At 69.3% G+C, this 24,683-nt stretch carries 10 protein-coding genes; 5 read left to right on the forward strand and 5 right to left on the reverse strand.

What is annotated here, in order from left to right:
* Window positions 1–14,702: non-ribosomal peptide synthetase (locus KRR26_RS32260; RefSeq protein WP_217081683.1), on the forward strand; the 14,702-nt coding region annotated here is incomplete at its 5' end.
* Between the two features lie 40 nt (window positions 14,703–14,742).
* On the opposite strand, the gene KRR26_RS32265 is transcribed toward KRR26_RS32260, so the two are convergent.
* Window positions 14,743–15,072 (reverse strand): winged helix-turn-helix transcriptional regulator, encoded by a 330-nt coding sequence (locus KRR26_RS32265; protein ID WP_120203514.1) that lies wholly within the window; start codon window positions 15,070–15,072, stop codon window positions 14,743–14,745.
* 176 nt (window positions 15,073–15,248) lie between these two features.
* On the opposite strand from KRR26_RS32265, the gene KRR26_RS32270 reads away from it, so the two are divergent.
* Window positions 15,249–16,220 carry an NmrA/HSCARG family protein gene (locus KRR26_RS32270; RefSeq protein ID WP_217081684.1) on the forward strand — a complete coding sequence of 324 codons (972 nt, stop codon included), beginning with the start codon at window positions 15,249–15,251 and terminating at the stop codon, window positions 16,218–16,220.
* A 325-nt stretch (window positions 16,221–16,545) separates the two neighbouring features.
* Window positions 16,546–18,000, forward strand: coding sequence for an alpha/beta hydrolase family protein (locus KRR26_RS32275; RefSeq protein ID WP_217081685.1), 1,455 nt, complete (start codon window positions 16,546–16,548; stop codon window positions 17,998–18,000).
* A gap of 7 nt (window positions 18,001–18,007) precedes the next feature.
* Here the strand turns inward: KRR26_RS32275 and KRR26_RS32280 are convergent, their stop codons facing one another.
* Genes KRR26_RS32280 through KRR26_RS32295 form a run of 4 tightly spaced genes read right to left on the reverse strand, consistent with a single transcriptional unit; the run spans window position 18,008 to window position 21,089 of the window.
* Window positions 18,008–18,559 (reverse strand): hypothetical protein, encoded by a 552-nt coding sequence (locus KRR26_RS32280; RefSeq protein ID WP_120203509.1) that lies wholly within the window; start codon window positions 18,557–18,559, stop codon window positions 18,008–18,010.
* Window positions 18,556–19,506 (reverse strand): FecR domain-containing protein, encoded by a 951-nt coding sequence (locus KRR26_RS32285; RefSeq protein ID WP_236069405.1) that lies wholly within the window; start codon window positions 19,504–19,506, stop codon window positions 18,556–18,558. The genes KRR26_RS32280 and KRR26_RS32285 overlap by 4 nt, the downstream gene beginning before the upstream one ends.
* A gap of 49 nt (window positions 19,507–19,555) precedes the next feature.
* Complete coding sequence (locus KRR26_RS32290; protein WP_217081687.1) at window positions 19,556–20,116, reverse strand: RNA polymerase sigma factor; 561 nt, start codon at window positions 20,114–20,116, stop codon at window positions 19,556–19,558.
* A gap of 49 nt (window positions 20,117–20,165) precedes the next feature.
* Window positions 20,166–21,089: a hypothetical protein gene (locus tag KRR26_RS32295; RefSeq protein ID WP_217081688.1), complete on the reverse strand. Its 924-nt coding sequence runs from the start codon at window positions 21,087–21,089 to the stop codon at window positions 20,166–20,168.
* A gap of 113 nt (window positions 21,090–21,202) precedes the next feature.
* Between KRR26_RS32295 and KRR26_RS32300 the strand changes: the two genes are divergently transcribed.
* The gene (locus KRR26_RS32300) at window positions 21,203–22,981 is read left to right on the forward strand and encodes a DUF1592 domain-containing protein (RefSeq protein ID WP_236069406.1); all 1,779 of its coding nucleotides are present in this window, start codon (window positions 21,203–21,205) and stop codon (window positions 22,979–22,981) included.
* Window positions 22,978–24,588, forward strand: a complete 1,611-nt coding sequence (locus tag KRR26_RS32305) for a DUF1552 domain-containing protein (protein WP_217081689.1) — start codon at window positions 22,978–22,980, stop codon at window positions 24,586–24,588. Before KRR26_RS32300 ends, KRR26_RS32305 begins: the two co-directional genes overlap by 4 nt.
* Window positions 24,589–24,683: the final 95 nt, after the last annotated feature.

Raw genomic sequence — 24,683 nt, forward strand, 5'->3', positions numbered from 1 at the left:
GCACCGTCGACGCTTCCTCTCGCCTCATTGCGCCCAACTCGCGCCCCGCTCTCGGCAAGCCTCTCCCCAACGTCTCCCTCTTCGTCCTCGACGACTCTCTCTCCCCCTGCCCCATCGGCGTCCCCGGAGAGCTCTTCATCGGCGGCGCTGGCCTTGCCCGTGGCTACCTCGACAGGCCTTCTCTCTCCGCGGAGCGCTTCATCCCTCACCCCTTCGCCTCCGCCCCTGGTGAGCGCCTCTACCGCACCGGTGACAAGGCCCGTTGGCTCCCCTCTGGTGAAGTCGAGTACCTCGGCCGTCTCGACTTCCAGGTGAAGCTCCGCGGCTTCCGCATCGAGTTGGGCGAAGTCGAGGCCGCCCTCCAGTCGCTCCCCTCCGTCGACCGGGCTCTCGTCCTCGCTCGTGAGGACGTCCCTGGCGACACACGCCTCGTCGCCTACCTCCTCGGCTCCCCTTCCTCCCCCTCCTCCCTCCGCGACTCCCTCCGCTCCTCCCTCCCCGACTACATGCTCCCCTCCGCCTTCATCTTCTTGAAGGCATTCCCCCTCACCTCCCACGGCAAGCTCGACCGTCCCGCCCTCCCCGCCCCCGAGGCCACTGATGCGGCAGCGGCAATTCACGTCGCGCCTCGCACGCCCACGGAGGAACTGCTCGCGGGACTCTGGGCGGAGGTCTTGCGACTGGAGCGTGTCGGCGCCGAGGACGACTTCTTCGCGCTCGGCGGCCACTCCCTGCTGGCCACTCAGGTCGTGGCACGCGTGCGCAGCACGTTCCGCATTGATCTCCCGCTGCGTGCGCTCTTCGAGTCACCCACGGTGGCTCGGCTCGCCGCGCACATTGACGCCGTACTCCAGGCCCACCACGGCAGTGCGATTCCGCCGCTCGTCGCCGCAGCCTCCGAGGCCGATGCACCACTGTCCTTCGCGCAGCAGCGCCTGTGGTTCCTGGATCAACTCCAGCCCGGGACGGGCACGTACAACATGCCCCGAGCGCTCCGGCTGGAAGGGCCGCTCGACGTCGCAGCCCTGGAGCGTGCCTTCGCAGAGCTGCTCCATCGCCACGCGGTGCTCCGCACGTCCTTCCCGCAGCAGGACGGCGAGCCCACCCAACGCATCACGCCCCCTGGCCCCTTCTCCCTGGAGGTCCTCGACCTCAGCGCCCGGGAGGATCGCGAGGATGCAGCGCGCCGACTGACTGAAGCGGAAGCCGCGGCCCCCTTCATGCTCGCCACCGGGCCCGTGCTCCGCGCCCGCCTGCTCCGCTTGGAGGCGCGTCGCCACATCCTCCTCCTGACGATGCACCACATCGTCTCGGATGGCTGGTCCATGGGCATCCTCGTGCACGAGCTGTCCGAGCTGTACCAGGCCTTCACGCGCGACCAGCCCTCGCCGCTGGCGAAGCTAGGCCCGAGCTACGCCGACTATGCGCGCTGGCAGCGCACCTGGCTCCAGGGCGAGCACCTGGAGCAGCAGCGTGAGTGGTGGCGCAAGCAACTCGCGGGAGCGAATCAGGCGCTCGAACTGCCCACCGACTTCCCGCGTCCGCCCACGCAGTCCTTCGATGGCGCGACGCTCCACTTCCAGCTCCCCCTCGCGCTGAGCGAGTCACTCCAAGCGCTTGGACGGAAACACGGCGCCACGTTGTTCATGACGTTGCTCGCCGCCATCCAGACGCTGCTGGCGCGTCACGCGGGACAGGAGGACATCGTCATCGGCTCGCCCATCGCGGGGCGTCGCTTCGCGGAGCTGGAGGGGCTCGTTGGCCTCTTCGTCAACACCATCGCCCTGCGCTCGCGCATGGAGGATGAGCCCACCTTCGTTCAGCTCCTGGCGCGAGTGCGCGAGGCCACGCTCGGCGCCTACGCCCACCAGGACATCCCCTTCGAGAAGCTGGTCGAGGAGCTTCAACCCCGCCGCGACCTGAGCCGCGCGTCGCTGTTCCAGGCGATGCTCATTCTCCAGAACGCACCGCAGTCGGTCGCGGATGCCTCGGTGCCCGATGCACTCACCATCCAGCCCATCGAGGTGGACAACGGCGCGGCGAAGTTCGACCTCACGTTCACCTTCACGGCGTCCAGTCAGGGGCTCGTCGGCGCGCTGAACTACGCCACCGCCCTGTTCCGAGAAGACACCGCGCGGCGAATGCTCACGCGCCTGCGCGTCCTGTTGGAGGCCGTGGTCCAGGCGCCCGAGTCCCGCGTCCAGGAGCTCCCGCTCCTCACGAGCGATGAGCGACAGGAGGTACTGCGCGCCTGGAACGACACCGCGCGCCCCTTCGAGGCCACGTGCCTCCACCTCCAGTTCGAGGCGCAAGTCGCGCGGACCCCCGAGGCCCTCGCCGTGGCCTTCGGAGACGCGCGGCTCACCTACCGCCAGCTCCACCAACGCGTGCTGCGCATGTCTCGCCAGCTGCGCGACTTCGGGCTCCAGCCGGATGAGCGCGTAGCGCTGTGCGTGCGCCGCTCGCCCGACATGGTCGCGGCGATCCTCGCCATCCTCCACGCCGGTGGCGCCTATGTGCCGTTGGATCCGGCCTACCCCGTCGAGCGCCTGACCTGGATGCTTCAGGACGCGGGAGCCAAGGTCCTCGTCACGCAGAGAGACCTGATCGGCTTCATCCCCGCGGAAGGGCTCCCGACCGTCCTGCTCGATGACGTCCCCGAGACGCCCGAGTCAGTCATCCCCTCGGGTGACGTGTGCGTGGACCACCTCGCGTACATCATCTACACGTCGGGAAGCACGGGACGCCCCAAGGGCGTCATGGTGACGCATCGGACCGCCGCCAACTTCCTGCACGCGATGGATGCGCTGCTGGACAAGAACGCGGGGGGCACCTGGCTGGCCATCGCCAGCATCTCCTTCGACATCCACGTCCTGGAGCTGCTGTGGACGCTGTCGCGAGGGTTCCACGTCGTCCTGCATGATGTGCAAGCCGCGGCCCGAGGCACCGCGCTCCCACTTCCAGAAGTGCTGAGCCGCCACACCATCACCCACTTGCAGTGCACGCCGCCCTTCGCGCGAGCGCTGCTGCTGGCCCCCGAGTCCCTCGCCTCGCTCGGTTCGCTCAGGCATCTGATGATGGGCGGAGAGGCCATGCCGCGTCCGCTGGCGGAGCAGATCAAACAGGTCCTGCCCGGCACGGCGCTGACGAACATGTACGGACCGACCGAGGTCACGGTCTGGTCCTCCACGCACACCGTCGCCGAGGGCGAGGACTCCGCGACCGTCTCCATTGGCGCGCCCGTCTGGAACACCGAGTACTACGTGCTCGACAGGACAGGACGGCCCGCTCCCCGGGGGGTGCTGGGCGAGCTGTACATCGCCGGCGCTGGCGTGGTGCGCGGCTATCACGGACGACCGGAGCTCACGGCCGAGCGGTTCATTCCGGATCCATATTCGGATCGCCCGGGCGCGCGCATGTACCGCACGGGAGACCTGGCGCGCTGGCGACATGACGGCACGCTCGACTTCCTCGGCCGCACTGACTTCCAGGTGAAGGTGCGCGGCTTCCGCGTCGAGTTGGGCGAGGTCGAGACGGTCCTCGCGCGCCACGAGGCCGTGCGTCAGGCGGTGGTGGGCGCGCAGCAAGACAGCGCGGGAGATGGCCGACTGGTGGCCTGGGTCGTTCCGACCAGGGGGCACGAGGTCAGCGCGAGCGCGCTGCGGGAGTACGCACGCAAGCACCTGCCCGAGCACATGGTCCCATCGCTCGTGGTGCCGATGGAGTCCTTCCCGCTCACGCCGAGCGGCAAGGTGGATCGCAAGGCGCTGCCCTCGCCCGACACGTCGGGGTTGGAGCGCCGGCACGTGCCGCCCGCCACCGAGGCGGAGCAGCGCGTCGCGGACATCTACGCCGAGCTCCTCGGAGTCCCCTCGGTGGGCGCCACGGATGGCTTCTTCGAGCTGGGAGGCCACTCCCTGCTCGCCACGCGGCTGATGTCGCGGATCCGGAACGCGTTCGCGGTGGAGCTGCCGCTCCAGGCGGTCTTCGAGGCGCCCACGGTGGCCGCGCTCGCCGCGCGCATCGACGCCTCGCTGCGCACGGGCGCCCACGCCGCGCGCGCCGCCATCGAGCGCGTGCCTCGCACGGACGAGCTTCCCGCGACGCACGCGCAGCAGCGCCTGTGGCTGCTCGATCAGCTCGCCCCCGGGAGCCCCGCGTACAACATCCCCATCGCCCTGCCGCTCTCCGGCACGTTGGACATCGAGGCGCTGCGTCAATCGCTGGAAGCCCTCGTGCATCGCCACGAGGCGTTGCGCACGCGCTTCCGCGAGGGCACGGCCGGGCCCGTTCAAGTCATCGAGGCGCCGTCGTCGCTGTCGCTCGACCTCATCGACTTGCGCGAGCTGCCACGCGAGCGCCGAGAGCCCGAAGCGGCGCGGCTCGCGGAGGCCGACGCCCAGCGGCCCTTCGACTTGGGGGCGGGCCCCCTCCTGCGCGCTTCGCTCCTCGTCGTGGACCCGCGCGAGCACGTGCTGCTCCTCAACGTCCACCACATCATCTCGGACGGCTGGTCCCTGGGGGTGATGGTGCGCGAGATGGCGGAGCTGTATCGCGGCTTCACCTCCGGCACGCCCGCGCGCCTCGCACCGCTGCCGTACCAGTTCGTCGATCACGCGGTCTGGCAGCGTCGCTGGCTGGAGGCCGGTGAGCTGGAGCGTCAGCTCGCGTGGTGGAAGGCCCAACTCGATGACGTGCCGCGCGAGCTGGAGCTGCCCACGGACCGGCCGCGCATCCATCGCGACATCCCCCGAGGCGAGCACCTGTCGGTGAACCTGCCGCTCGCGCTGTCCGAGGCCTTGGAAGCGTACTGTGTCCGGGAAGGCATCACGCCCTACATGTTCCTGCTCGCCGGGTTCCAGCTCCTGCTGGCGCGCTACTCGGGACAGGACGACATCAGCGTGGGCTCACCGCTCTCGGGGCGCGACCGCTCCGAGATGGAGGGACTCGTCGGGTTCTTCACGAACACCGTGGTGATGCGCACGCGCCTGGGAGGAGACCCCACCGTGCGCGAGCTGCTGCGCCGCGTGCGCACCACCACGCTGGATGCCTTCGCCCACCAGCATGTCCCCTATGAGCAACTCCAGCCCATGCGTGACCTGCGGCAGGCGCCGCTCTTCCAGGTCATGTTCATCCTCCAGAACATGCCGCCCGCGGAGCTCGCGGTGCCGGGCCTCACGTTCCGGCATGTGACGCGCCAGCCGCGAGCCGCCAAGTTCGATCTGACGCTGACGTTGCTGCGCGGCACACAGGGCTTCACCGGAGACCTGGAGTACGCCAGCGAGCTGTTCGACCCCTCCACGGTCGCGAGGATGATGCGCCACCTGGAGACCTTGCTCGCGGCCTTCCTCGCCAAGCCCGAGCAGCGCGTCTCCACGCTGGACCTGCTCGGCGGAGAGGAACGCGCCCAGCTCCTGCTCGCCTGGAATGACACGCGCGCGGACTTCCCCGACGCGTGCGTCCACACCCTCTTCGAAGCCCAGGTGCGCCGCGCCCCGCGTGCCATCGCCGCTCGCTACGAGGGCGTGGACCTCACGTACCAGGAGCTGGATTCCCGAGCGAACCAACTGGCGCACGCCCTGCGGCGCCGAGGTGTGGGCCCGGAGACGCGCGTGGCCTTGAGCGTCGAGCGCTCACTGGATGTCGTCATTGGCCTGTTGGGCATCCTCAAGGCCGGCGGCGCTTGGGTCCCGGTGGATCCGCAGCTCCCGCGTGAGCGGCTGGCCTTCATGCTGGAGGACAGCGAAGCCGTCGCCCTGGTGACGCGCGCCCCGCTGCTGGAGCGATTCCCCACGTCGTTCCACGCTCACGCGCTCTGCTTGGACACGGATGGCGGAACAATCGCTCGGGAGCGTTCCGAGGCACCTCGTTCCGGCGCGACGCCCGAGCACCTCGCCTATCTCCTCTACACGAGCGGCAGCACGGGCAAGCCCAAGGGCACGGCCATCGTGCATCGAGCCGTGGCCAACCTCGTCACGCATGAGGCGGTGGCGTATGGCATTGGCCCCGGCAGCCGCGTGTTGCAGTTCGCCAGCCTGAGCTTCGACCTGTCCGTGGAGGAGATCTTCACCACGCTCTGCAACGGCGGGACGTTGGTCCTCGCGCCGCTGGAGAAGCTGATGCCCGGCGCACCGCTCCAGGAGTTCCTGCGAGCCGAGGCCCTCACCGTCATCAGCCTCACGCCCGCCGCGCTGGCCGCCACGTCTCCCGAGGGCCTGCCCGCGCTGCGCACGGTCATCTCCGGCGGCGAGGCGTTGCCGGTGGATGTCCTCGCGCGCTGGGCTCCGTCGCGAACGGTCCTCAACACCTACGGCCCCACCGAGGCGACCGTCGTGGCGACGCTCGCGGAGGTCCGCGCGGACGGCCGTCGTCCCTCCATCGGTCGTCCGCTCGCCAACGTCCGCGCCTATGTGCTCGACGCGCACGGGGCCCCCGTCCCCATCGGCGTGAAGGGCGAACTGTACCTCGGCGGGATCGGCGTGGCGCGAGGCTACCCGGGCCGCCCGTCGCTCACCGCCGAGCGCTTCATCCCGGATGCGCTGGGCACCGAGCCCGGAGCCCGGCTGTACCGCACGGGTGACGTGGTCCGGTGGCGCGATGACGGAACGTTGGACTTCGTGGGCCGCGCCGACGCGCAGGTGAAGGTGCGCGGCTTCCGCATCGAACTGGGTGAAGTGGAGGCAGCGCTGGCGCGACTGCCGCAGGTGCGCGAGGCCGTGGTGTTGGCTCGGGAGGATGGGCCGGGAGGAAAGCGGCTCGTGGGCTACGTCGTGGCACACGATGACGTGGCGACGGATGGCGCCCAGGTGCGCGAGGCCCTCAAGGCCGAGCTGCCCGAGTACATGGTCCCCTCCGCGGTTGTCGTCCTCCCGCGCCTTCCCCTCACGTCCAACGGAAAGGTGGACCGCAAGGCCCTCCCCGCGCCGGACTACGCGGGAGACGCGCGCGCCTATGTCGCGCCCGCGACGCCCACCGAGGAACAGGTCGCGGCGCTGTACGGCCAGCTGCTCGGCGTTCCCCGCGTCAGTGCCCGCGACAGCTTCTTCGACCTGGGAGGTCACTCGCTCCTGGCGACGCAAGCCATCAGCCGGATCCGCCAGGGCTTCGCGGTGGAGCTGCCCCTGCGCACGCTGTTCGAGGCCCCCACCGTCGAGGGCCTCTCGCGCCGCATCGACGCGGCACTCACGGGTCAAGGACTCTCGCCCACGCTCCGGCAGACGCGGGCGCGGCCGGTCCTGAGCCAGCCCATCGTTCCGCTGGAGGAGGCCGCTACGAACGAGGCCCTGCGTCCGGCGCCCGTCGCAGAGCAACCCGTCCCAGCGTCCTGGAACGCCACGGACACGGTCTATTCACCCGACGCATATCCAGTCCGGGGCCTCGCGGAACACGCCGCGCGGCATCCCGAGCGCCTCGCGGTCGAGGGGAACGGCACGCGCCTCACGTATCGCGAGCTGTACGAGCACGTCCTGCGCATCTCCGGTCGCCTCCAGGCCCTGGGCGTCCGTGCGGATGAACGTGTCGCGCTGTGCGTGCGGAGGTCCCCGGAGATGGTCGCGGCGATGTACGCCATCCATCACGCGGGCGCGGCCTACCTGCCGCTGGATCCGAGCTATCCCGTCGATCGCTTGGGCTGGATGCTCCAGGACTCAGGCGCGAGGGTGCTCATCACCGAGTCTCCGTTGCTGGGGCTCGTTCCCACGGAGGACCGGCACATCGTCCTGCTGGAAGAGGCGATGCAAGGCCCGCCTGCCTCGGCGGAGGGCGAGGTCCATCCGGACAACATCGCCTACGTCATCTACACCTCGGGCAGCACCGGCCGCCCCAAGGGCGTGATGGTGCCGCACCGAGCCGTCACCAACTTGCTGCCGACCCTGGATGGGCCGCTCGAAGGAGAGCGGCCCGGAACGTGGCTGGCGGTCACCAGCATCTCCTTCGACATCCATGTCCTGGAGCTGCTGTGGACCCTGTCGCGCGGACTCCAGGTCATCCTCCACGACGAACACGCCGCGGCCCGAGGCACCGCGCCGTCCCTGTCGCGGCTGCTCCGTGAGAACGCCATCACGCACTTCCAGTGCACGCCCGCCTTCTCGCGCTCACTGGTGCTCGCGCCGGATTCCTTGCCGTTCCTCGGCTCGTTGCGACACATGATCGTCGGGGGTGAGGCACTCTCAGGCCCGCTCGGCCAGAGCCTGCGCGCGGCCCTGCCGAACGCGGTGCTCACCAACATGTATGGGCCGACGGAGACCACGGTCTACTCGACGCGCTATCCCGTCCCGGAGGGAGAGCTTCCGGCCACGGTCTCCATCGGCACGCCGCTCGCCAACACGCGCGTGTACGTGCTGGATACCGAGGGGCAGCGCGTGCCCGTGGGGGCACCCGGTGAGCTGTACATCGCGGGTGACGGGGTGGTGCGCGGATACCACGGACGCCCTGACCTCACGGCCGAGCGCTTCGTCCCGGATCCGTTCTCGACGACGCCCGGGGCTCGCATGTACCGCACCGGCGACCTGACGCACTGGAGCGCCGAGGGCACGTTGGAGTTCATGGGCCGCACCGACTTCCAGGTGAAGGTGCGCGGCTTCCGCATCGAGCTGGGCGAGGTCGAGGCCGTCCTCGCGAGGCACCCGGACGTGCATCAAGTGGTCGCGGGCGCGCACCGCGATGCCTCGGGCGATGGGCGACTGGTGGCCTGGGTGGTGCCGCAGCCGGGGCTGGACGTGAACGCGACCGCCTTGCGCGAGCACGCACGCCAGCACCTGCCGGAGCACATGGTGCCGTCGCTCTTCACCGCGATGGAGTCCTTCCCCCTCACGCCCAACGGCAAGGTGGATCGCAAGGCGCTGCCTGCGCCCGATGCCTCCGGCCTCACGCACCAGTACGTCGCACCCGCCTCCGAGCGAGAGCGGCAGGTCGCGGACCTCTACGCGAGCCTGCTGCGCGTGGGACGCGTGGGGGCTCTCGACAGCTTCTTCGAGCTGGGCGGCCATTCCCTGAGCGCGACCCAGGTCCTCTCTCGCATCCGGCAAGCCTTCGGAGTCGACCTCCCGCTGAGCGACTTCTTCACCGCCGCCACGGTGAGAGCGGTCGCGCGGCGAATCGATGAGGAGGCCGCGTCGCAACCCGTCACGGCCCTGCCCACGCTGAGGGCGAGACAGGACATCGAGCATCCGCCGCTGTCCTTCGCGCAGCAGCGCCTGTGGTTCCTCGCGAAGCTCGAACCCGACAGCGCCTCGTACAACATCCCCGTCGCGGTGCTCCTGGAGGGTGTGCTCGACGTGGCCGCGCTCGCGGGCGCCTTCCGAGAGCTCCAGCTGCGCCACGAGTCGCTGCGCACCACCTTCCACGAGCACGCCCATCAGCCGTTCCAGCACATCGAGGAGCGGCCCGCGCTGCCCGCGAGCTGGGTGGACCTGACCGGTCCGTCGACGAACCCGCCCGACACGCTCGTGCGGGACCTCTTCCAGTACGAAGCGTGGCTGCCCTTCGACGTGGAGACCGGCCCCTTGTGGCGCGTCCTCGTGGCGCGCCTGTCGAGCGAACGGCACGCCCTGCTGCTCACCATGCACCACGCCATCTCGGACGGCTGGTCCATGGGCGTGCTCATCCAGGAGCTGACCGCGCTCTACTCCGCGCGGGCGACGGGGGCGGCGCCACGACTGGATCCGCTCCCCATCCAGTACGCGGACTTCGCGCTCTGGCAGCGAGGATGGCTGCGCGATGACGTTTTGGAGGCGCAGCTCGACTGGTGGAGGGGCCAACTCCAGGGCGCGCCGTCGTTCCTGGCCCTGCCCACCGACAAGCCCCGGCCCGCCACGCGCAGCGTCCACGGCGCGGCGCATCCGTTCCAATTCCCTCGGGAACTCTCCGACGCGTTGCACGCGCTCTGCCGCCAGGAAGGCGTCACGCCGTCCATGGTCATCCTCGCGGCGTTCCAGCTCTTGCTGTCCCGGTACAGCGGCCAGGACGACATCAGCGTGGGCTCGCCCATCGCGGGCCGAACACAGCCGGAGCTGGAAGGGCTCATCGGCTTCTTCGTCAACACGCTGGTGCTGCGCACCCGGTTCGACGGCATCACGACCTTCCGAGCGCTGCTGGACCGCGTGCGGACCCTGACGCTCGGGGCCTACGCGCATCAGGACGTCCCGTTCGAGAAGCTCGTGGAGGCGCTTCGCCCCGAGCGTGTCCCGGGCCGCTCACCGCTGTTCCAGGTCATGGTCGCGTACCAGAACGCGCCCATGCCCGAAGTGCTGGGGCCGAGGCTGCGGATGTCTCCGTACAAGCTGGAGCATCGCGCCGCGCTGTTCGACCTCACCTTGGCCATCAGCGACCGCGGCCAGGGGCTTCGCGGACAGCTCGAGTACAGCACCGACCTGTTCGAGCCCTCCACGGCGGCACGCATCGTGGGACACCTGCGCGTGCTCCTGGAGTCGGTCCTCGCGAATCCCTCGCGCCCGCTCGCGGCCGTCACCCTGCTGACGGAGGACGAGCGCCGGCTCCTCATCGAGCGCTGGCGCGACGTGGACGCCGCGACGCCCGCGGACGCCAGCCTCTACCGTCTGTTCAGGGCCCAGGCGCTGCTGACTCCGGGCGCGGTCGCGGCGGAATGGGAAGGACACACGCTCACGTGGCGGGAGCTGCACGAGCGCGCCCGAACGCGCTACCGCGCCCTGCTCGCCCGAGGCGCCATCGCGCTCCCGGCGCCGCCCCCCGTGGTCGCCGTGCCGCGCACGGAGTCCCTGCCGCTGTCGTTCGCACAGCAGCGCCTGTGGCTGATCCACCAGCTCGAACCGGACAGCCCCAGCTACAACATCCCCTCCGCGGTCCGCCTGGAAGGCGCGCTGCACGTCGATGCGCTCCAGCAGGGACTCTCGGAGCTGGTGCGTCGGCACGAGGCGCTGCGCACGCTGTTCCACGAGCACGCGGGCGACCCCGTTCAACGCATCCTGCCTCCAAGTCCGCTGGAGTTGACGCGCGTGGACCTGACACACCTCGGCGCGGGCGCGCTGGAGGAAGCCCGGCGCCTCGTGCTCGACGAGAGCACGCGGGGTTTCGACCTCGCCAGGGGTCCGCTGCTTCGGGCTTCGCTCCTGAAGCTCAAGCCCGAGGAGCACCTGCTCGTGCTCAACATGCACCACATCGTCTCGGACGGCTGGTCCATGGGAGTGCTGGTGCGCGAGCTGGCCGCGCTCTATCAAGCCTTCTCCGAGCGACGCCCGTCACCGCTGCCCGAGCTGCCCCTGCAGTACGCTGACTTCGCCGTGTGGCAACGGAAGTGGCTCGACGGTGACGCGCTCGACGCGCAGCTCGCCTATTGGAAGCGCCAGCTCACGGGAGCCCCCTCGATGCTCGAGCTGCCCACGGACAAGCCACGCCCCGCGGTGCAGACCTCGCGCGGTGGCTATGTCCCGGTGCAGTTCTCGACCGCGCAGAGCGAGGCCCTCGTCGCGCTCTGCCAACGCGAAGGCGTCACGCCGTTCATGGCCCTGCTGGCGCTCTGGCAGCTGTTGCTCTCTCGGTACTCGGGCCAGGAGGACATCTGCGTCGGCTCACCCATCGCGGGCCGTCAGCGCGGAGAGACGGAGAACCTCATCGGCTTCTTCGTCAACACGCTCGTCCTCCGAGGACACGTGGAGGGAGCGCGCTCCTTCCGACAACTCCTCCAGGACGCGAAGGAGACTGCGCTCGGGGCCTACGCGCACCAGGACCTCCCCTTCGAGAAGCTCGTCGAAGAGCTTCAACCTCAGCGCAGCCTCAGCCACTCGCCGCTGTTCCAAGTGCTGCTCGTGTTGCAGAACACGCCGGCGAGCACGCTCACCCTGCCGGGGCTCACGTTCCTGCCCTTCGAGCGCGACTTCGAGGCCGCCAAGGCAGACCTCACGTTGTCCCTGGTGCAAGCACCCGCCGGACTGTCCGGATGGCTGGGCTACCGCACGGACCTCTTCGAGCGGCGAACCGTCACCCAAATCGTCGAGCACCTGCGCACGTTGATGGACTCGGCGCTCGCGAATCCCGAGGCCCGGCTCGACTCCCTGCCATGGCTGACCGCCGCGGAGCGCACGCGCGTGCTGGAGACGCTCCAGGTCGGGCCTCCCGCTGAGGCCACGCCCCGGCTCCTCCACGCGCTCATCGCGGAGCAGGCCGCGCGGCATCCCGAGCACCCCGCGGTCGCGAGCGAGGGACGCGTCCTCACCTATGCCGACCTGGATGCTCGGGCGAATCAGCTCGCCTGGCACCTGTGTGAGATGGGCGTTGGACCGGACTCGCGCGTCGCGCTCTGCCTGGAGCGCTCGGCGGACACGGTCATCGCGCTGCTGGGCATCTGGAAGGCTGGCGCCGCGTATGTCCCGATGGATCCTTCTCAACCGTCGCTGCGCCTCCAGTCCCTGGTCGAGGAGATCGGCGCCTCCGCGCTGGTGACGGTCTCCGCGCGCTCCGCGACCCTGGAGACCCCTGGCACGCCGCACGTGTGTCTGGATGGGGATGCCCCGCGAATCACGCGGCATCCCACGTCCGCGCCCGGCGTCGTCCAACATCCGGAGCAGCTCGCCTACGTGCTGTTCACCTCTGGATCCACGGGGCGGCCCAAGGGCGTGGGCGTCACGCACGCGAATCTGCACGCCTACGTCGAAGCCGTCACCGAGCGGCTCTCGCTCACCGAGTGCGCGAGCTTCGCGATGGTCTCCACCTTCGTGGCGGACCTGGGCAACACCGTGCTCTTCCCCGCGCTTCGCACGGGCGGATGCCTCCACGTGGTGTCGCAGGAGTGCGCGTCCACGCCGGACCAACTGGCGCACTACGTCCAACGCCACGCCATCGATTGCATGAAGATCGTCCCCTCTCACCTCTCCGCGCTGCTGACCGCGGAGCGCCCGCGCGACGTGCTGCCTCGCAAGCGGCTGGTGCTGGGTGGTGAGTCCTCCACCTGGCCGCTGCTGGAGACGGTGCACGCCTTGGCACCCCAGTGCGAGATCCACAATCACTACGGCCCCACGGAGACGACCGTGGGTGTGCTCGCGGGCCGCGTGACGTTGCCCATCCCCTCACCGGCGCCAACATCGGTGCCCCTCGGGTGGCCATTGGCTGGAACGCGGCTGTACGTGCTGGACGCCGCGCTGCGCCCGGTTCCCGTGGGAGTCCCGGGCGAGCTGTACGTCGGGGGCTCGCAGGTGACGCGCGGCTACCTTGGCCGGCCCGAGTTGACCGCGGAGCGCTACGTGCCGGACTCGCACGCCCCCACGGCGGGCGCGCGCATGTATCGCACGGGAGACCGGGTGCGCTGGCTCGAGGATGGACGGGTGGAGTTCCTCGGGCGCGTGGACTTCCAGGTGAAGGTGCGCGGATTCCGAGTGGAGCCGGGCGAAGTGGCCCAGGTTCTGCGCGAGCTGCCCGCCGTGCATGACGCCGTCGTCGTCGCGCGCGCGGACGCAACGGGAGACAAGCGGCTGGTCGCCTACGTGGCGCCAGCGTCTCTGTCGCCGTCGGAGCTGCGTGGAGCCCTCCAGCAGCGACTGCCCGAGTACATGGTGCCGTCCGCCTTCGTTCCATTGGAGGCGCTGCCCCTGACGCCCAACGGGAAGGTTGACCGGAACGCGCTGCCCGCCCCCACGGCCACGGCGACCACGGTCGAGCACGTCCCCCCCGCCACCGAGCAGGAGGCGCAGGTCGCGCGGGCCTTCGCGGAGGTGCTGCGCCTGGAGAGCGTGGGCGCCGAGGATGACTTCTTCGAACTCGGTGGACACTCGCTCCTCGCGGTCCGGCTGATGGCGCTGCTGCGCGAACGGACGGGCGTCGTGCTTCCGCTCGCGGCGCTGTTCCAAGGCGCCACGGTGAGACGGCTCGCGGCACGGCTCGAAGTCGGAGCCCACGCACGCCGGCCCAACCTCGCGCGACTGGATGTGGGTCAGGCCCAAGGCCGCCCGGTCTTCTTCATCCACGGCGGTGGCGGCGAGGTGCTCAGCTACACGGAGCTGGTCCACCAGTTGGGAGAGAGTCACGTCCTCTACGGCGTGTCCGCCCCCGGCCTGGAGGGCGGCGCGCTTCCGCCTCCGACGATGGAGGCCCTCGTCCGTCACTATCTGGAGCAGATCCGAGACGTGCAGCCGAGCGGCCCGTACCGACTCGCGGGCTGGTCGTTCGGAGGCGTCGCGGCCTACGAGCTTGCGCGTCAGCTCGAAGCCCTGGGGGAGCGCGTCGAACTGCTGGCGCTGCTGGACAGCTACGCGCCCAGCGGTACGCCCGAGCCCGAGCCTCCGCCCCTCGCGAGGCTCGCGCGCTTCGCCAAGATGCTGGGAGTCACGCTGGACGATGTTCCCGAGAACGAACTGGTTCGGCTGACCGAGTTGCGGGGACAGGAGCAAGTGACGCGCATGATGGAGCTGGTGCGTTCGATGCCCACGGAGGGAGCGCTGGACGCGACACAGGCCGAGCGCGTCTTCTCCGTGCACGAGCGCTTGAGCGAGGCGCAACGAGGTTACGTGCCCGCGAGTCCGTTCGGAGGCACGGCGCACTTCTTCCCAGCCGAGTCACGGCGAGCCATCCCGGGCATGGCCTTGGATGGAGGCTGGTCCACCTGGATCCACGGTGGCATCACCGTGTGCGAGCTGCCCGGAGACCATCAGACCCTCCTCCAAGCGCCCCAAGTCGCGACGCTCGCGGAGCACCTGAGGAAGCTGCTGTACGCGTTGGAGTCCCAGACTCACTGACCCGATCCCGGTCGGCGTCCCATCGAGGGGCGCCGACCTGTCACGGGAGGCGTCGCCGGTAGCGCTCGCCCCACTCCTTCAGGCCCAGGAGGATGGGGACAAGGCTCCGCCCGAAGGGCGTCAGCTCATACTCCACGCGCGGAGGGACCTCGGCGTAGACCGTGCGCTTGACCAGGCCGTCCTGCTCGAGTTCGCGCAGTTGCAGCGTCAGCATGCGCTGGGTGCAATTGGGCAACAGGCGGCGAAGCTCTCCGAACCGAAGCGTCCGCGTGGACAGCCAGTAGAGGACGACGCCCTTCCACCGTCCGCCAATCACCGCGAGCGCCGATTCCACCGAGCACCCGCTCTTGCCTTCCGTGCGTCGCGCCATCCCAATGGTTCCTTTTTGGGTACTACCTACCAACATTGTGCGTACTTGCGCACGCGCATGAATCTGACGAGAACGCACGTTATCAAGCCGCTGCACGGGCGGGCTCGTGAGCGACCTCGGGTGACGTGCGTTCAAGGGGTCGGACGAGAGACGGTGCCATCACCAGGAGAATGCCGATGTCGTCGACCAGCAAGCCGCTCATCACGGTCGTAGGCGCAACGAGCAAGCAGGGGCGCAGCGCGGTCCACGCGTTGCTTCAGAGCGGTCGCTACCGCGTGCGCGCCCTGACTCGCAAGACCGACACCCCCGAGGCCAAGAGCCTCGCGCAGAAGGGCGCGGAGCTTGTCGCCGTGCCGCTCGAACTCGGGCACAAGAAGGCGCTCATCGAGGCGTTCCGCGGGTCCTCCGGCGCATTCTTGATGACGCCGCCCATGGCGCCCGGAACCGGCGAGGTCGAGGTCGGAAAGCAGCAGGCGGATGCGGCCGTCGAGGCAGGCGTGCAGCACCTGCTCTTCACGGGCCTGGAGAACGTGGACAAGATTTCGGGTGGAAAGAAGTACGCGCCGCACTTCACGGAGAAGGCGCAGGTCGAGGAGCACATCCGCACGCTCCCCGTCGCCAGCTCGTTCATCTACCTGGCGTACTTCTACACGAACTTCGTGGAGTACTACCCGCCGCGCATGGAGGGCGACACGGTGGTCTTCCCCATGTACCTCCCGAGGGACTTCCGGGCGCCGTTCGTGGATCCGCTGACCGCGGCGGGCCCGGCCGTCCTGGAGATCTTCAGCCACCGCGACAGGTACGCCGGTCAGACGTTGCCGGTCATCGGTGAGTTGATCACACCGCAGGAGATGGTCGAGACCTTCCAGCGCGTCACAGGCAAGAAAGCCGCCTACGCCTCCGCGTTCACGCGGGAAGAGCTCGTCCACCACTTCCCCCAGTTCGCCGGCGACGAGGGCTTCCTGCGCGAGGCGGAGGGGATGGTTCAGTACACCGTCGAGTACGGCTACTACCGCAAGGACCGCGACCTGGAGTGGAGCCGGCGCGTGGACCCCCACGCGGCCACCTGGGAGGAGTTCCTGCGCAGGACCGGCTGGCAAGGAGAGCCGCGACGCTTCGGCCAGGAGGTCGCGGAGGCGCGTCGTTGACACTCCCGTGACATGCCCCGCGGGAGCTGCGCGCGGGCCTCGAGGCTCGAGTTCCCGGAATGCACTTGCAGTGACAGGCCGCCGGAGCGGCGGTGTTCTCTTGCGGAGTGTCCGCCACCATCTCCGTGCTTCGCGGTCCGTGGCGTCACTCCGCAAGGGAAGAACCATCATGCCTCCGTCACTCTCGTCACGGGCGTCCTCCATTCACGGCGCTCAGCGCCCATGCGGCTGGGGGTGGAGGGCGCCTGTCGCGCTCGGGCTCTGCGCCCTTGTCAGCGCGGGCTGCGGCGGGGACGACCCCAAGAATCCGGGGGACCCCAATGCGGTGCCGGAGTTCACGCGCGTCGACAACGCGGCCCTGGACGTGATGCCGGGGGTCTACCCCAACGCCATTCGCGGCTCGGACACGGGAGATCTACAGGTCGCGCTGCTGGGCTCCGAGACGCTCGATCCCACCACGGTTGACCTCTCCACGGTGGTGCTCACGAATCCCAAGGGAACGGGGAAGGTGCCGGCTCACGGCGCCGAGACGCCCAGAGACGTGAACGGCGATGGTCGCATCGATGCCGTCTTCAACTTCCCTATTCCGGCCCTCCGCGACGCGGGCTTGCTCGCCACGGAGAGCACCCGGGTCCTCTTCGACGCGAAGACCCAGAGCGGCGCTGGGGTCTCCGCTCAAGACGGCGTGTACGACGCCAGCCATGTCGTGGTGAAGCTCCCTGCGCCCACGGGTCCATACGCGCTGGGCACGACCGAGTTCACGTGGACGGACTCCGGTCGCGAGGAGTCGTTCACCCAGACCTCCGATGACCACCGCACGCTCCAGGTGCGGCTCTGGTATCCCGCGCGAGCGATGCCGCAGGCGCAGCCGGCCACCTACTTCCTCCATCCCGTCGAAGGAGAGCTGCTCGCCGCCTGGCAGGGGTTCCCGGCGCAGATGTTTGGCTTCTACTTCGCTCACGCCGTGCGCGACGCCGCGCTACCCGAGGGCTCCGAGCGATTCCCTGTCGTGCTCTTCTCCCCGGGCTATGGCACCGCGCCGACCATCTACAGCGGCGCGATCGAGGAGCTGACGAGCCAGGGCTACGTCGTGGCGGCCATCTCCCATCCCTACACCGGCGCGCCCGTCGTGCTGCCAGATGGCAGGGTGCTCCCGCACACCGTGGAGATCTCCCCGGTCGATGAAGCCCAGAACGCCCACATCCAGGCGGTCTGGACCGGCGATGCGCGGTTCGTGCTCGATCAACTGGAGAAGCTCGGCGCCGAGTCCTCCGAAGGTCGCTTCGCGGGGCGACTCGACTTCACGCGGGTGGGGATGTTCGGTCACTCGTTCGGCGGCTCGACGTCCGCGGATGCGTGCCGCACGGACGCGCGCTTCAAGGCGGGACTCAACCTGGACGGGAGCTTCCACGGCGACCTGTCCGTGGAGGTCCACGCCCCCTTCCTGATGATGAACAGCGAGGAGTCAGCCCTGGACCCCACGCGGTCCGCCTTCTTCCAGAAGCTGCGCGCCATGGGCTACAGCGCCACCGTCCACGGCACGCAGCACTTCAGCTTCAGCGACATCGCCCTCGCCCTGCCCCTGGTGCGGACCTACGCGCCCAACGTCGCGGGCAAGGACATCCAGATCGGGACCCTGGAGGGCACTCGCGCGTTCGCCGTGACCGCGGCGTACGTGCGGGTCTTCTTCGACAAGCACCTGCGCGGGAACAGCAGTCCTCTGTTGGACGGCCCGTCAGCGGAGACGCCGGAGGTGGACTTCTCGGTCCACCGCCCCTGAGCGCGCGTCAAGGCGAGCCCAAGGCCCGGACGACCAGGGCATCCAGCTCGATGACATCGCCGGGTGAACCTTCGTCGCCCGTCACTTGCACGGACACCCGCTCCGTTCCCGCCGGGGCCGTCAGCTCGCGAGTGGTCCGGACCCACTGGCCGGAGAGCACGGGGCTGGAGAGAGTCTCCGTCTGCAGCTCCTTGCCGCTCGAGTCTCTCCAGATGACATGCATCTCGGCGACCAGGGAGTGCCCCTGCGTTCCGCGCGCCCAGAAGGAAGCGCGGTGAGCGCCCGGCGCGGCCACGAACCCTGGCCAGTTGTCGGTGATGACGCCCCAGCCGTAGGGCTCGACCACCTCCACGCGCAGACCCGCCGCGCCGTCTCTCGCGGCGGAGGATGCTCTCGAAACGGTGACCGCGAACCACGCCCGCCAGGTTCCAAGCCCCGACTCCAGGGAGGCCGTGTCGGCATCGAGCAGATTGGCGGTTGGAGAATGATCGATGATGGCGGGCCCGCAGGCAGTCAGCGCCAGGGCCAGCAGCGGCGCGCGCCAATGCCTCCGGTTCATGGCGAGGTCTCGCGGTCCTGGCGCTCACAGGACAGCGTCACACGGGAACGTTGAACGGCCTCCGCGTAGCGGCCTCGCCGGAACTGTTGCTCATGCCTCGCCCAGTGCGCGCACGCGCGCGGCGCGTCCTTGAGCTGGTACGTCAGCAACGAGCCCAGCTCGAAGCTGAGGCGCTCGCGCGTCACCAGCGGCTGCTTGCGCATCGACTCCTCAAGATATCTCGCCGCTTGCTCGAACTCGTGCCGCCCCCGCAGCACCTCCAGCTCTCGCAAGACATCGTCCACGCTCGGAGCACGCGCCGGCGTGGAAGGCACCCGGGACGCAGCGGCCTTCGTCGGGAGAGGCGCCGCGATCGGCTGCGGACGTTCTGGCTCGGGAGGAACGGGCTCGGGCGCTGGCCACTCCAGTGTCTGCCCAACCGTTACGGGGACCACCGCGCCACTGCGCACACGGAAAGCAATGGCGCCTTCATGCAGGGTGACCGCGCCGCCGGACTCCCGCTGCTCCACCGTGAAGCGCGTGCCCATGACCTCGATGGCGCCGCCTGACACGAGCACGACGGCGGGGGGCGCACCGGGCTGGCGGTGATTCACCGAGAACTCCGCGCGGCCACGGACCAGTCGCACACCCGACGCCTCACGGCGCACGACAAGCGGTCCCTGATTTCGAAGGGTGATGCCCCGCGCCGCGTCCAACAAAGCAGCCTCGCCGCCTTGAATCTCCACGCCCGCGACGTCTTCCCGCACCTCCAGGTCAGCACTGGCCCGCGCGAGTTCAAGCCCCCCCACAGAGCGGGTGGAGGGCGTCCACAAGAGGAACACCCCGAGGGCGAGCGTTGCCGCCGCGGCGGCAAGTCCCCAGAACACCGGACGCCTGGGCCACGCGGGCTTCGGCGCGCGCGCCTCTCGCAGCCGAGCCCCCAGCCGGGCCCGGACGGCCGGTGGCATCCCTCGCTCGCGGCGGTGCGAGTCTTCACGCCGGAGGGCTGCGCGGAAGTCACGGGGAGCCATCGTCCACCTCCCATCCCCAGGCCAACAGGCGGCCCTGGGCGCGGCTGATCAACTTCGACACGTAGCCTTCCGACAGCGAGAGCAGGTGGGCAATCTCGCGCTGGCTCAGGTCATCCAGGATCTTCAAGCCCATCACCACCCGCTCCTGCCCTGGCAAGCGGTCCAGCGTCGCCGTGGCGCTGCGCACCGCCTCTCTGCGCGCGAGGGCTGCCTCCGGCGTGGACTGCGTCTCCGCGGGTGGCGCCGGGAGAAAGAGTTCGGCGATGCGCTGTCGAAATGTCCTCTCGCGCCGCAGCGCGGAGAACGCCACGTTCTGCGTGACTCGAAAGAGCCAACCCCTCACATCCTCCTCGCGCAGCCAGGCCCGGTGCTCCCATGCCTTGAGGAAGACGTCATGCGCGACGTCCTCAGCCCAACCCGAGCGGCCCGCCGCATACCGCAGCGCCCAGACGTAGACGTCCTCGGCGTGCTCCTCGTAGAGCGTGTCGAACGACACAGGCCGGGCTGGCGGAGCGGGCGGGGCCGTGGAGGGGAGAGCGCGCGACATCCATCACCTGAGGACCTACGATCCAAGCGGGAGAAACTTTCCTCGAAGGTTACTGCCCCCAGGAAAGCAGGGCGCCGGTTTCGAGCCTCGCGCCTCCCCGTGACCACAGCGTCTCGCCCTCGCTCACATGCGTCACAGGTCGCAGCAGCCCCAGGGCCGCGCGCGCTTCCGCCGCGAGACGCCCGGTGAGCCGCCACCGGAGCTTCATCCGCGCCCAGCCCGTGGGAGAGACCTGGGTCCCCGACGGGCTCGACAGCCCGGAGTCCTTGAGCTGGAAGACGTGGAGGACCATGCCCGCGCCCACGCCCGGTTCGAGCTGAAGGCGCTCCGCCACGGAGAGCCGATAACTCAAGAAGGCGCCACCTTGGGCCTCGAACACGGTCAGCGCCGCGTCGCGGGACATGCCGAGGCCCACCTCCGCATCCAGGCCGAATGACTCCCAGCCACGCCTGACCGAGAGCAGGAGATGCGGATCCACTCCGGGCCCACGCCAGAGTGTTCCCAACCCCAGGCTCAGGTCCAGCGAGGGACGCCAGGGCGCGGCGGCCACCTCCACGGGAGGCTGGAGCACGGGCTCGGGCTCGGGCTCGGGCACAGGCGGTGGCGCTGGCTCCGGCAGGGGCTGCACCGCCCGCGTCATCTCGGAGAGCTTCTGCGCGATCTCGAGATGAAGCTCCGAGAGAGAACCTCGCCCCACGCGAACGCCCTGTTCGACCCGCTGCTTCGGCCCCATGGCCTCCAGGCGCAGTCCTTCTGGGGTGCGACTCGCGCGCAGTCGAAGCTGCGCCGGACTCTGAGGCGAGACGACCGCGAAGCCCTCTTGAATCAGCCGCAGGGCCACCTGTCGCTCCAGCGCCACTCCGTCCCACCGTCGATAGTCCTGCTCGGGCAGGGAACGCAGGTCGAAGGACACCGACACTGCCGGAGCCTGGGTCAGGACGACGAGGGAGAGCGCGCAGAGCAGAGCAGTCATGCGGTGGCGGCGGAGAGTACCGTCGCCCGTGTCCCCCAGCCAGCGAGGACTCACCCGTCACGCACGGGCCACCCGGCAGGAAAGTATTTTCGGCCACGCGCGTAGCCAGGGTCATGACGCTTCCTCGCTCCGTAAGCCTCCTGCTTCTTTGCGCTGGCGCGGTCGCCTGTGATGGCTCCATCGGGCCCAGCCATCACACGGGCGGAGACGACCCCACTCCGCCGGCCACCTCCGATTCCGTCCGCCCGGCGCCGGCGAAGTTCTCCTGCGACGCCAACGCCGTCCCCGCGGACCTGCCGTTGCCTCGGCTCTCCCGCACGCAGTTGATGAACTCGCTTCGCTTCGCCATTGCCCGTGCGCTGCCGAACGAGGCCGACGCCATCTGGACGAAGCTCACGCCCACCCTCGCCCGCTACCCCACGGACCGGCGCACACCCGCGCCCGGTGACTTGAAGGGCGGCTTCAGCCGGTTGGATCAATCCATCCAGCAGACCCAGATCGACGTCATGTACGACCTGGGCACCGCGGTGGCCCAGGAACTCACCAGCACCGACGCGCGCCGAAACACGCTCCTGGGGACCTGCGCGAGCGACAGCCAGACGGCCAACGATCGCGCCTGCCTGGAGACCTTCATCCGAGGATGGGGCTCTCGCGTCCTGCGCTACCCCCTGCCGGCAACGGAGGTCACTGCCTTCGCCGACATCGCCGGGGCCACCCCGGTGGACAAGGCCGCGGTCGCGGACGTCATCACCACCCTCCTCAACTCGCCGTGGTTCCTCTATCGCGTCGAGCACGGCACCACCGCCAGCGGAGCGCTGAGCCCCCTCTCCGCGTTCGAGCTGGCGTCGAAGCTGTCCTACGAATTCTGGCAAGCCCCCCCGGATGACGCGCTCTGGGCCGCGGCGACCGATGGCTCGCTCCTGACCGCGAGCGGCTACACCACGCAGCTCGAGCGGATGATGAAGAGCCCACAGCTGCGCAGCTCCCTGGACGAGTTCGTCAGCGAATGGCTGCGCCTCGAAGAGTTGCCGTCGCTGGTGGCGCTCCGCAACGACCCGGTCTACCAGGCCTTCGTCGGAGCGCAGATGCCGACGGACGCCACGCGCACGGCGATGTTCGAGGACGTCCAGCTCTCCGCATGGAACACCGTCGCGTCCGGCGGCTCGGTGAGCGACTTCCTGCACGACCGGCGCTCCTACACCGCGGATCCCTTCCTGGCCGCCATCTACGGTGTCCCCGTCTGGAACGGCACGGGCCCGGCACCGGTCATTCCTTCCCCGAACCGCAGCGGACTGTTGACCCGCGCGGCGCTGCTGGCCACGGGGACCGCGTCAACCCGTCCCATCCACAAGGGCTACCTGGTGCGAAACGCCCTGCTCTGCCAGCAGGTCGGCGCCCCTCCGCCCAATGCCAGCACCCGCCCGCCCGCGCCGACAGAGAGCCTCACCACGCGACAGGCGGTGACCCAGCTCACCTCCGGGGGCATCTGCGGCGGATGCCACAACAGCACCATCAATCCACCGGGCTTCGTCCTCGAAGGATTCGATGCGCTCGGCAGAGAGCGCAGCGCGGAGCGGCTGTTCAACCCGCAAGGCAACGAGACCGCCACCTCCCCCGTGGACACCTCGGCGGACGTGCTGCTCTACGACTCCGAGAAGCAGGTCATCTCCAACGCGGTGGGGCTCTCGCAGATGCTCGATGACAGTCACCTCTTCGAGTCCTGCGTCGCGCAACACTACTTCCGCTTCGCGCACGCTCGCGTGGAGTCCACCTCACGCGATGGCTGCTTGCTGACGGAGATGGAGTCCGTCGCGCGCAGCGGCGCACCCATGGCCGACCTGCTGAAGACCGTCGCCAATCATCCCTCGTTCAAGCAGAGGAGCTTCCAGTGAGCAATTCACCCGTCTTCCGATGGGATCGCCGCATGTTCCTGCGCGGCGCGGGCGGAGCCGTGCTGGCGCTGCCGCTGCTTCCATCCCTCTTGAGTCCCCGCGAGGCCAAGGCCCAGACCACGCAGCGCCCGAAGTGCTTCGTGCATTTCCGCACGCCGCACGGCGCCATCTTTGGCGCGAACATGTGGCCAACGGACGCGGCGCTGACGCAGTCCCTGTCCTACGCGGACCACGATGTCCGGCGGGGAAACCTGGCCGCGACGACCAACGCGAGTGGTGATGCGGTCATCAGCCGGGTGCTCACCGCGAAGTCGTCCGTGCTCACGGCGGCGCTCCTCGCGAAGATGAACATCCTGCGGGGACTCGACTTCCCCATGTACATGGCTCACAACTTCGGAGCCACCCTGGGCTACTACGACTACAACAAGGAGCGGCCCGGCTCCCCTCGCGCGACCATCGACCAGGTGATGGCCTACTCACCGGCCTTCTACCCAAGCGTCGCCTCCGTCCGGAAGCGAAGCGTCGCCATTTCCGGCTCGGACACGTCGAGCGGCAGCTGGGGATACAGCACCCCCGGGGTTCGCACCTCCGGGGTCGCGTCGAGCGCCATCAGCGGCACCGAGAGTTCGCTCGCGCTCTTCGACACGCTGCTCGCGGGCACCAGCAGCTCTGGCGCCACCCGAGCCCCGGTGGTGGACAAGGTCCTCGAAAGCTACCGGCGCCTGCGCAATGGCAATGGTCGGCTCTCGGCCGAGGACACGGTGCGACTGGATCAGCACATCGACGCGGTCGCGGAGCTGCAGCGTCGACTGGAGACGACCGCCAGCGCGGGTTGCCAGGTGCCGGCCCGGCCCACCACCGACAACCTGTCGCTGCGAAACTCCGGCACCTTCGGAGGAGACCCCGCGAAGAACGTCGAGTACTTCCGCCTCATCAACGAGGTGCTCGCCGTGGCGATGAACTGCGGTGTCTGCCGCATCGCCACCCTCAGCATCGATGAGAACAATCAGAACCTGACCTTCACCACCCGCGCGCCGCAGGGTGAAGACTGGCACAACAACGTCGTTCATCCCGCGACGGTGGCCGGGACGAACCAGGACCTCGTGGTCCAGTTCAACCAGGTCTTCTTCTCGCAAGTGTTCCTCGATCTCGTCTCCCGGTTCGATCGATTCTCGAACGGCGCGGGGGGAACGCTGCTGGATGACTCGCTGCTCGCGTGGGCCCAGGAGAGCGGCAACACGCCCCACTTCTCCTTCTCCATCCCGGTCGTGACCGCCGGGGGCGCGGGGGGCGCGCTCAAGACGGGCAGCTACTGCGACTACCGGAACATCACTCGCAAGGTGAGCGGCGACTCGAGCACGGGCACCGAAGGCAACTTCCTGTGGTCGGGCCTTCTGTACAACCAGTGGCTCGGCACGGCGCTCCAGTCGATGGGCATCCCGAAGTCCGAGTGGAGCGAAACAGACCATCCCGGCTACGGCTGGAAGACGGCGTACCAGTCAACCTACGAGTACCTCTTCACGAACAATGGCTTCACCGCGGCGCAGGCCTATCCGGCGTCCATGTGGCAGAAGACCGGAGAGCTGCTGCCCTTCCTCTCTCCCTGACCGACGCGGGAGGCCCTGGGGACACGGGTTGCTCGCGGCCCGCTGAGCCGCCCAGCAACCAGGCCACGGGGCGCTGAACAGACATGCCTCCCACC

It is taken from the genome of Citreicoccus inhibens (genome assembly GCF_019039035.1).
In the GTDB taxonomy this organism is placed as follows: Bacteria; Myxococcota; Myxococcia; order Myxococcales; family Myxococcaceae; genus Citreicoccus; species Citreicoccus inhibens.

Coding starts and splice junctions, on each gene's coding strand:
- KRR26_RS32285 (WP_236069405.1), bottom strand. CDS start 19,506: ATGCCACCGGCCGTCCGGGCCCGGCTGGGGGCTCGGCTGCGAGAGGCG.
- KRR26_RS32265 (WP_120203514.1), bottom strand. CDS start 15,072: ATGGCGCGACGCACGGAAGGCAAGAGCGGGTGCTCGGTGGAATCGGCG.
- KRR26_RS32295 (WP_217081688.1), bottom strand. CDS start 21,089: ATGACTGCTCTGCTCTGCGCGCTCTCCCTCGTCGTCCTGACCCAGGCT.
- KRR26_RS32290 (WP_217081687.1), bottom strand. CDS start 20,116: ATGTCGCGCGCTCTCCCCTCCACGGCCCCGCCCGCTCCGCCAGCCCGG.
- KRR26_RS32270 (WP_217081684.1), top strand. CDS start 15,249: ATGTCGTCGACCAGCAAGCCGCTCATCACGGTCGTAGGCGCAACGAGC.
- KRR26_RS32300 (WP_236069406.1), top strand. CDS start 21,203: ATGACGCTTCCTCGCTCCGTAAGCCTCCTGCTTCTTTGCGCTGGCGCG.
- KRR26_RS32280 (WP_120203509.1), bottom strand. CDS start 18,559: ATGAACCGGAGGCATTGGCGCGCGCCGCTGCTGGCCCTGGCGCTGACT.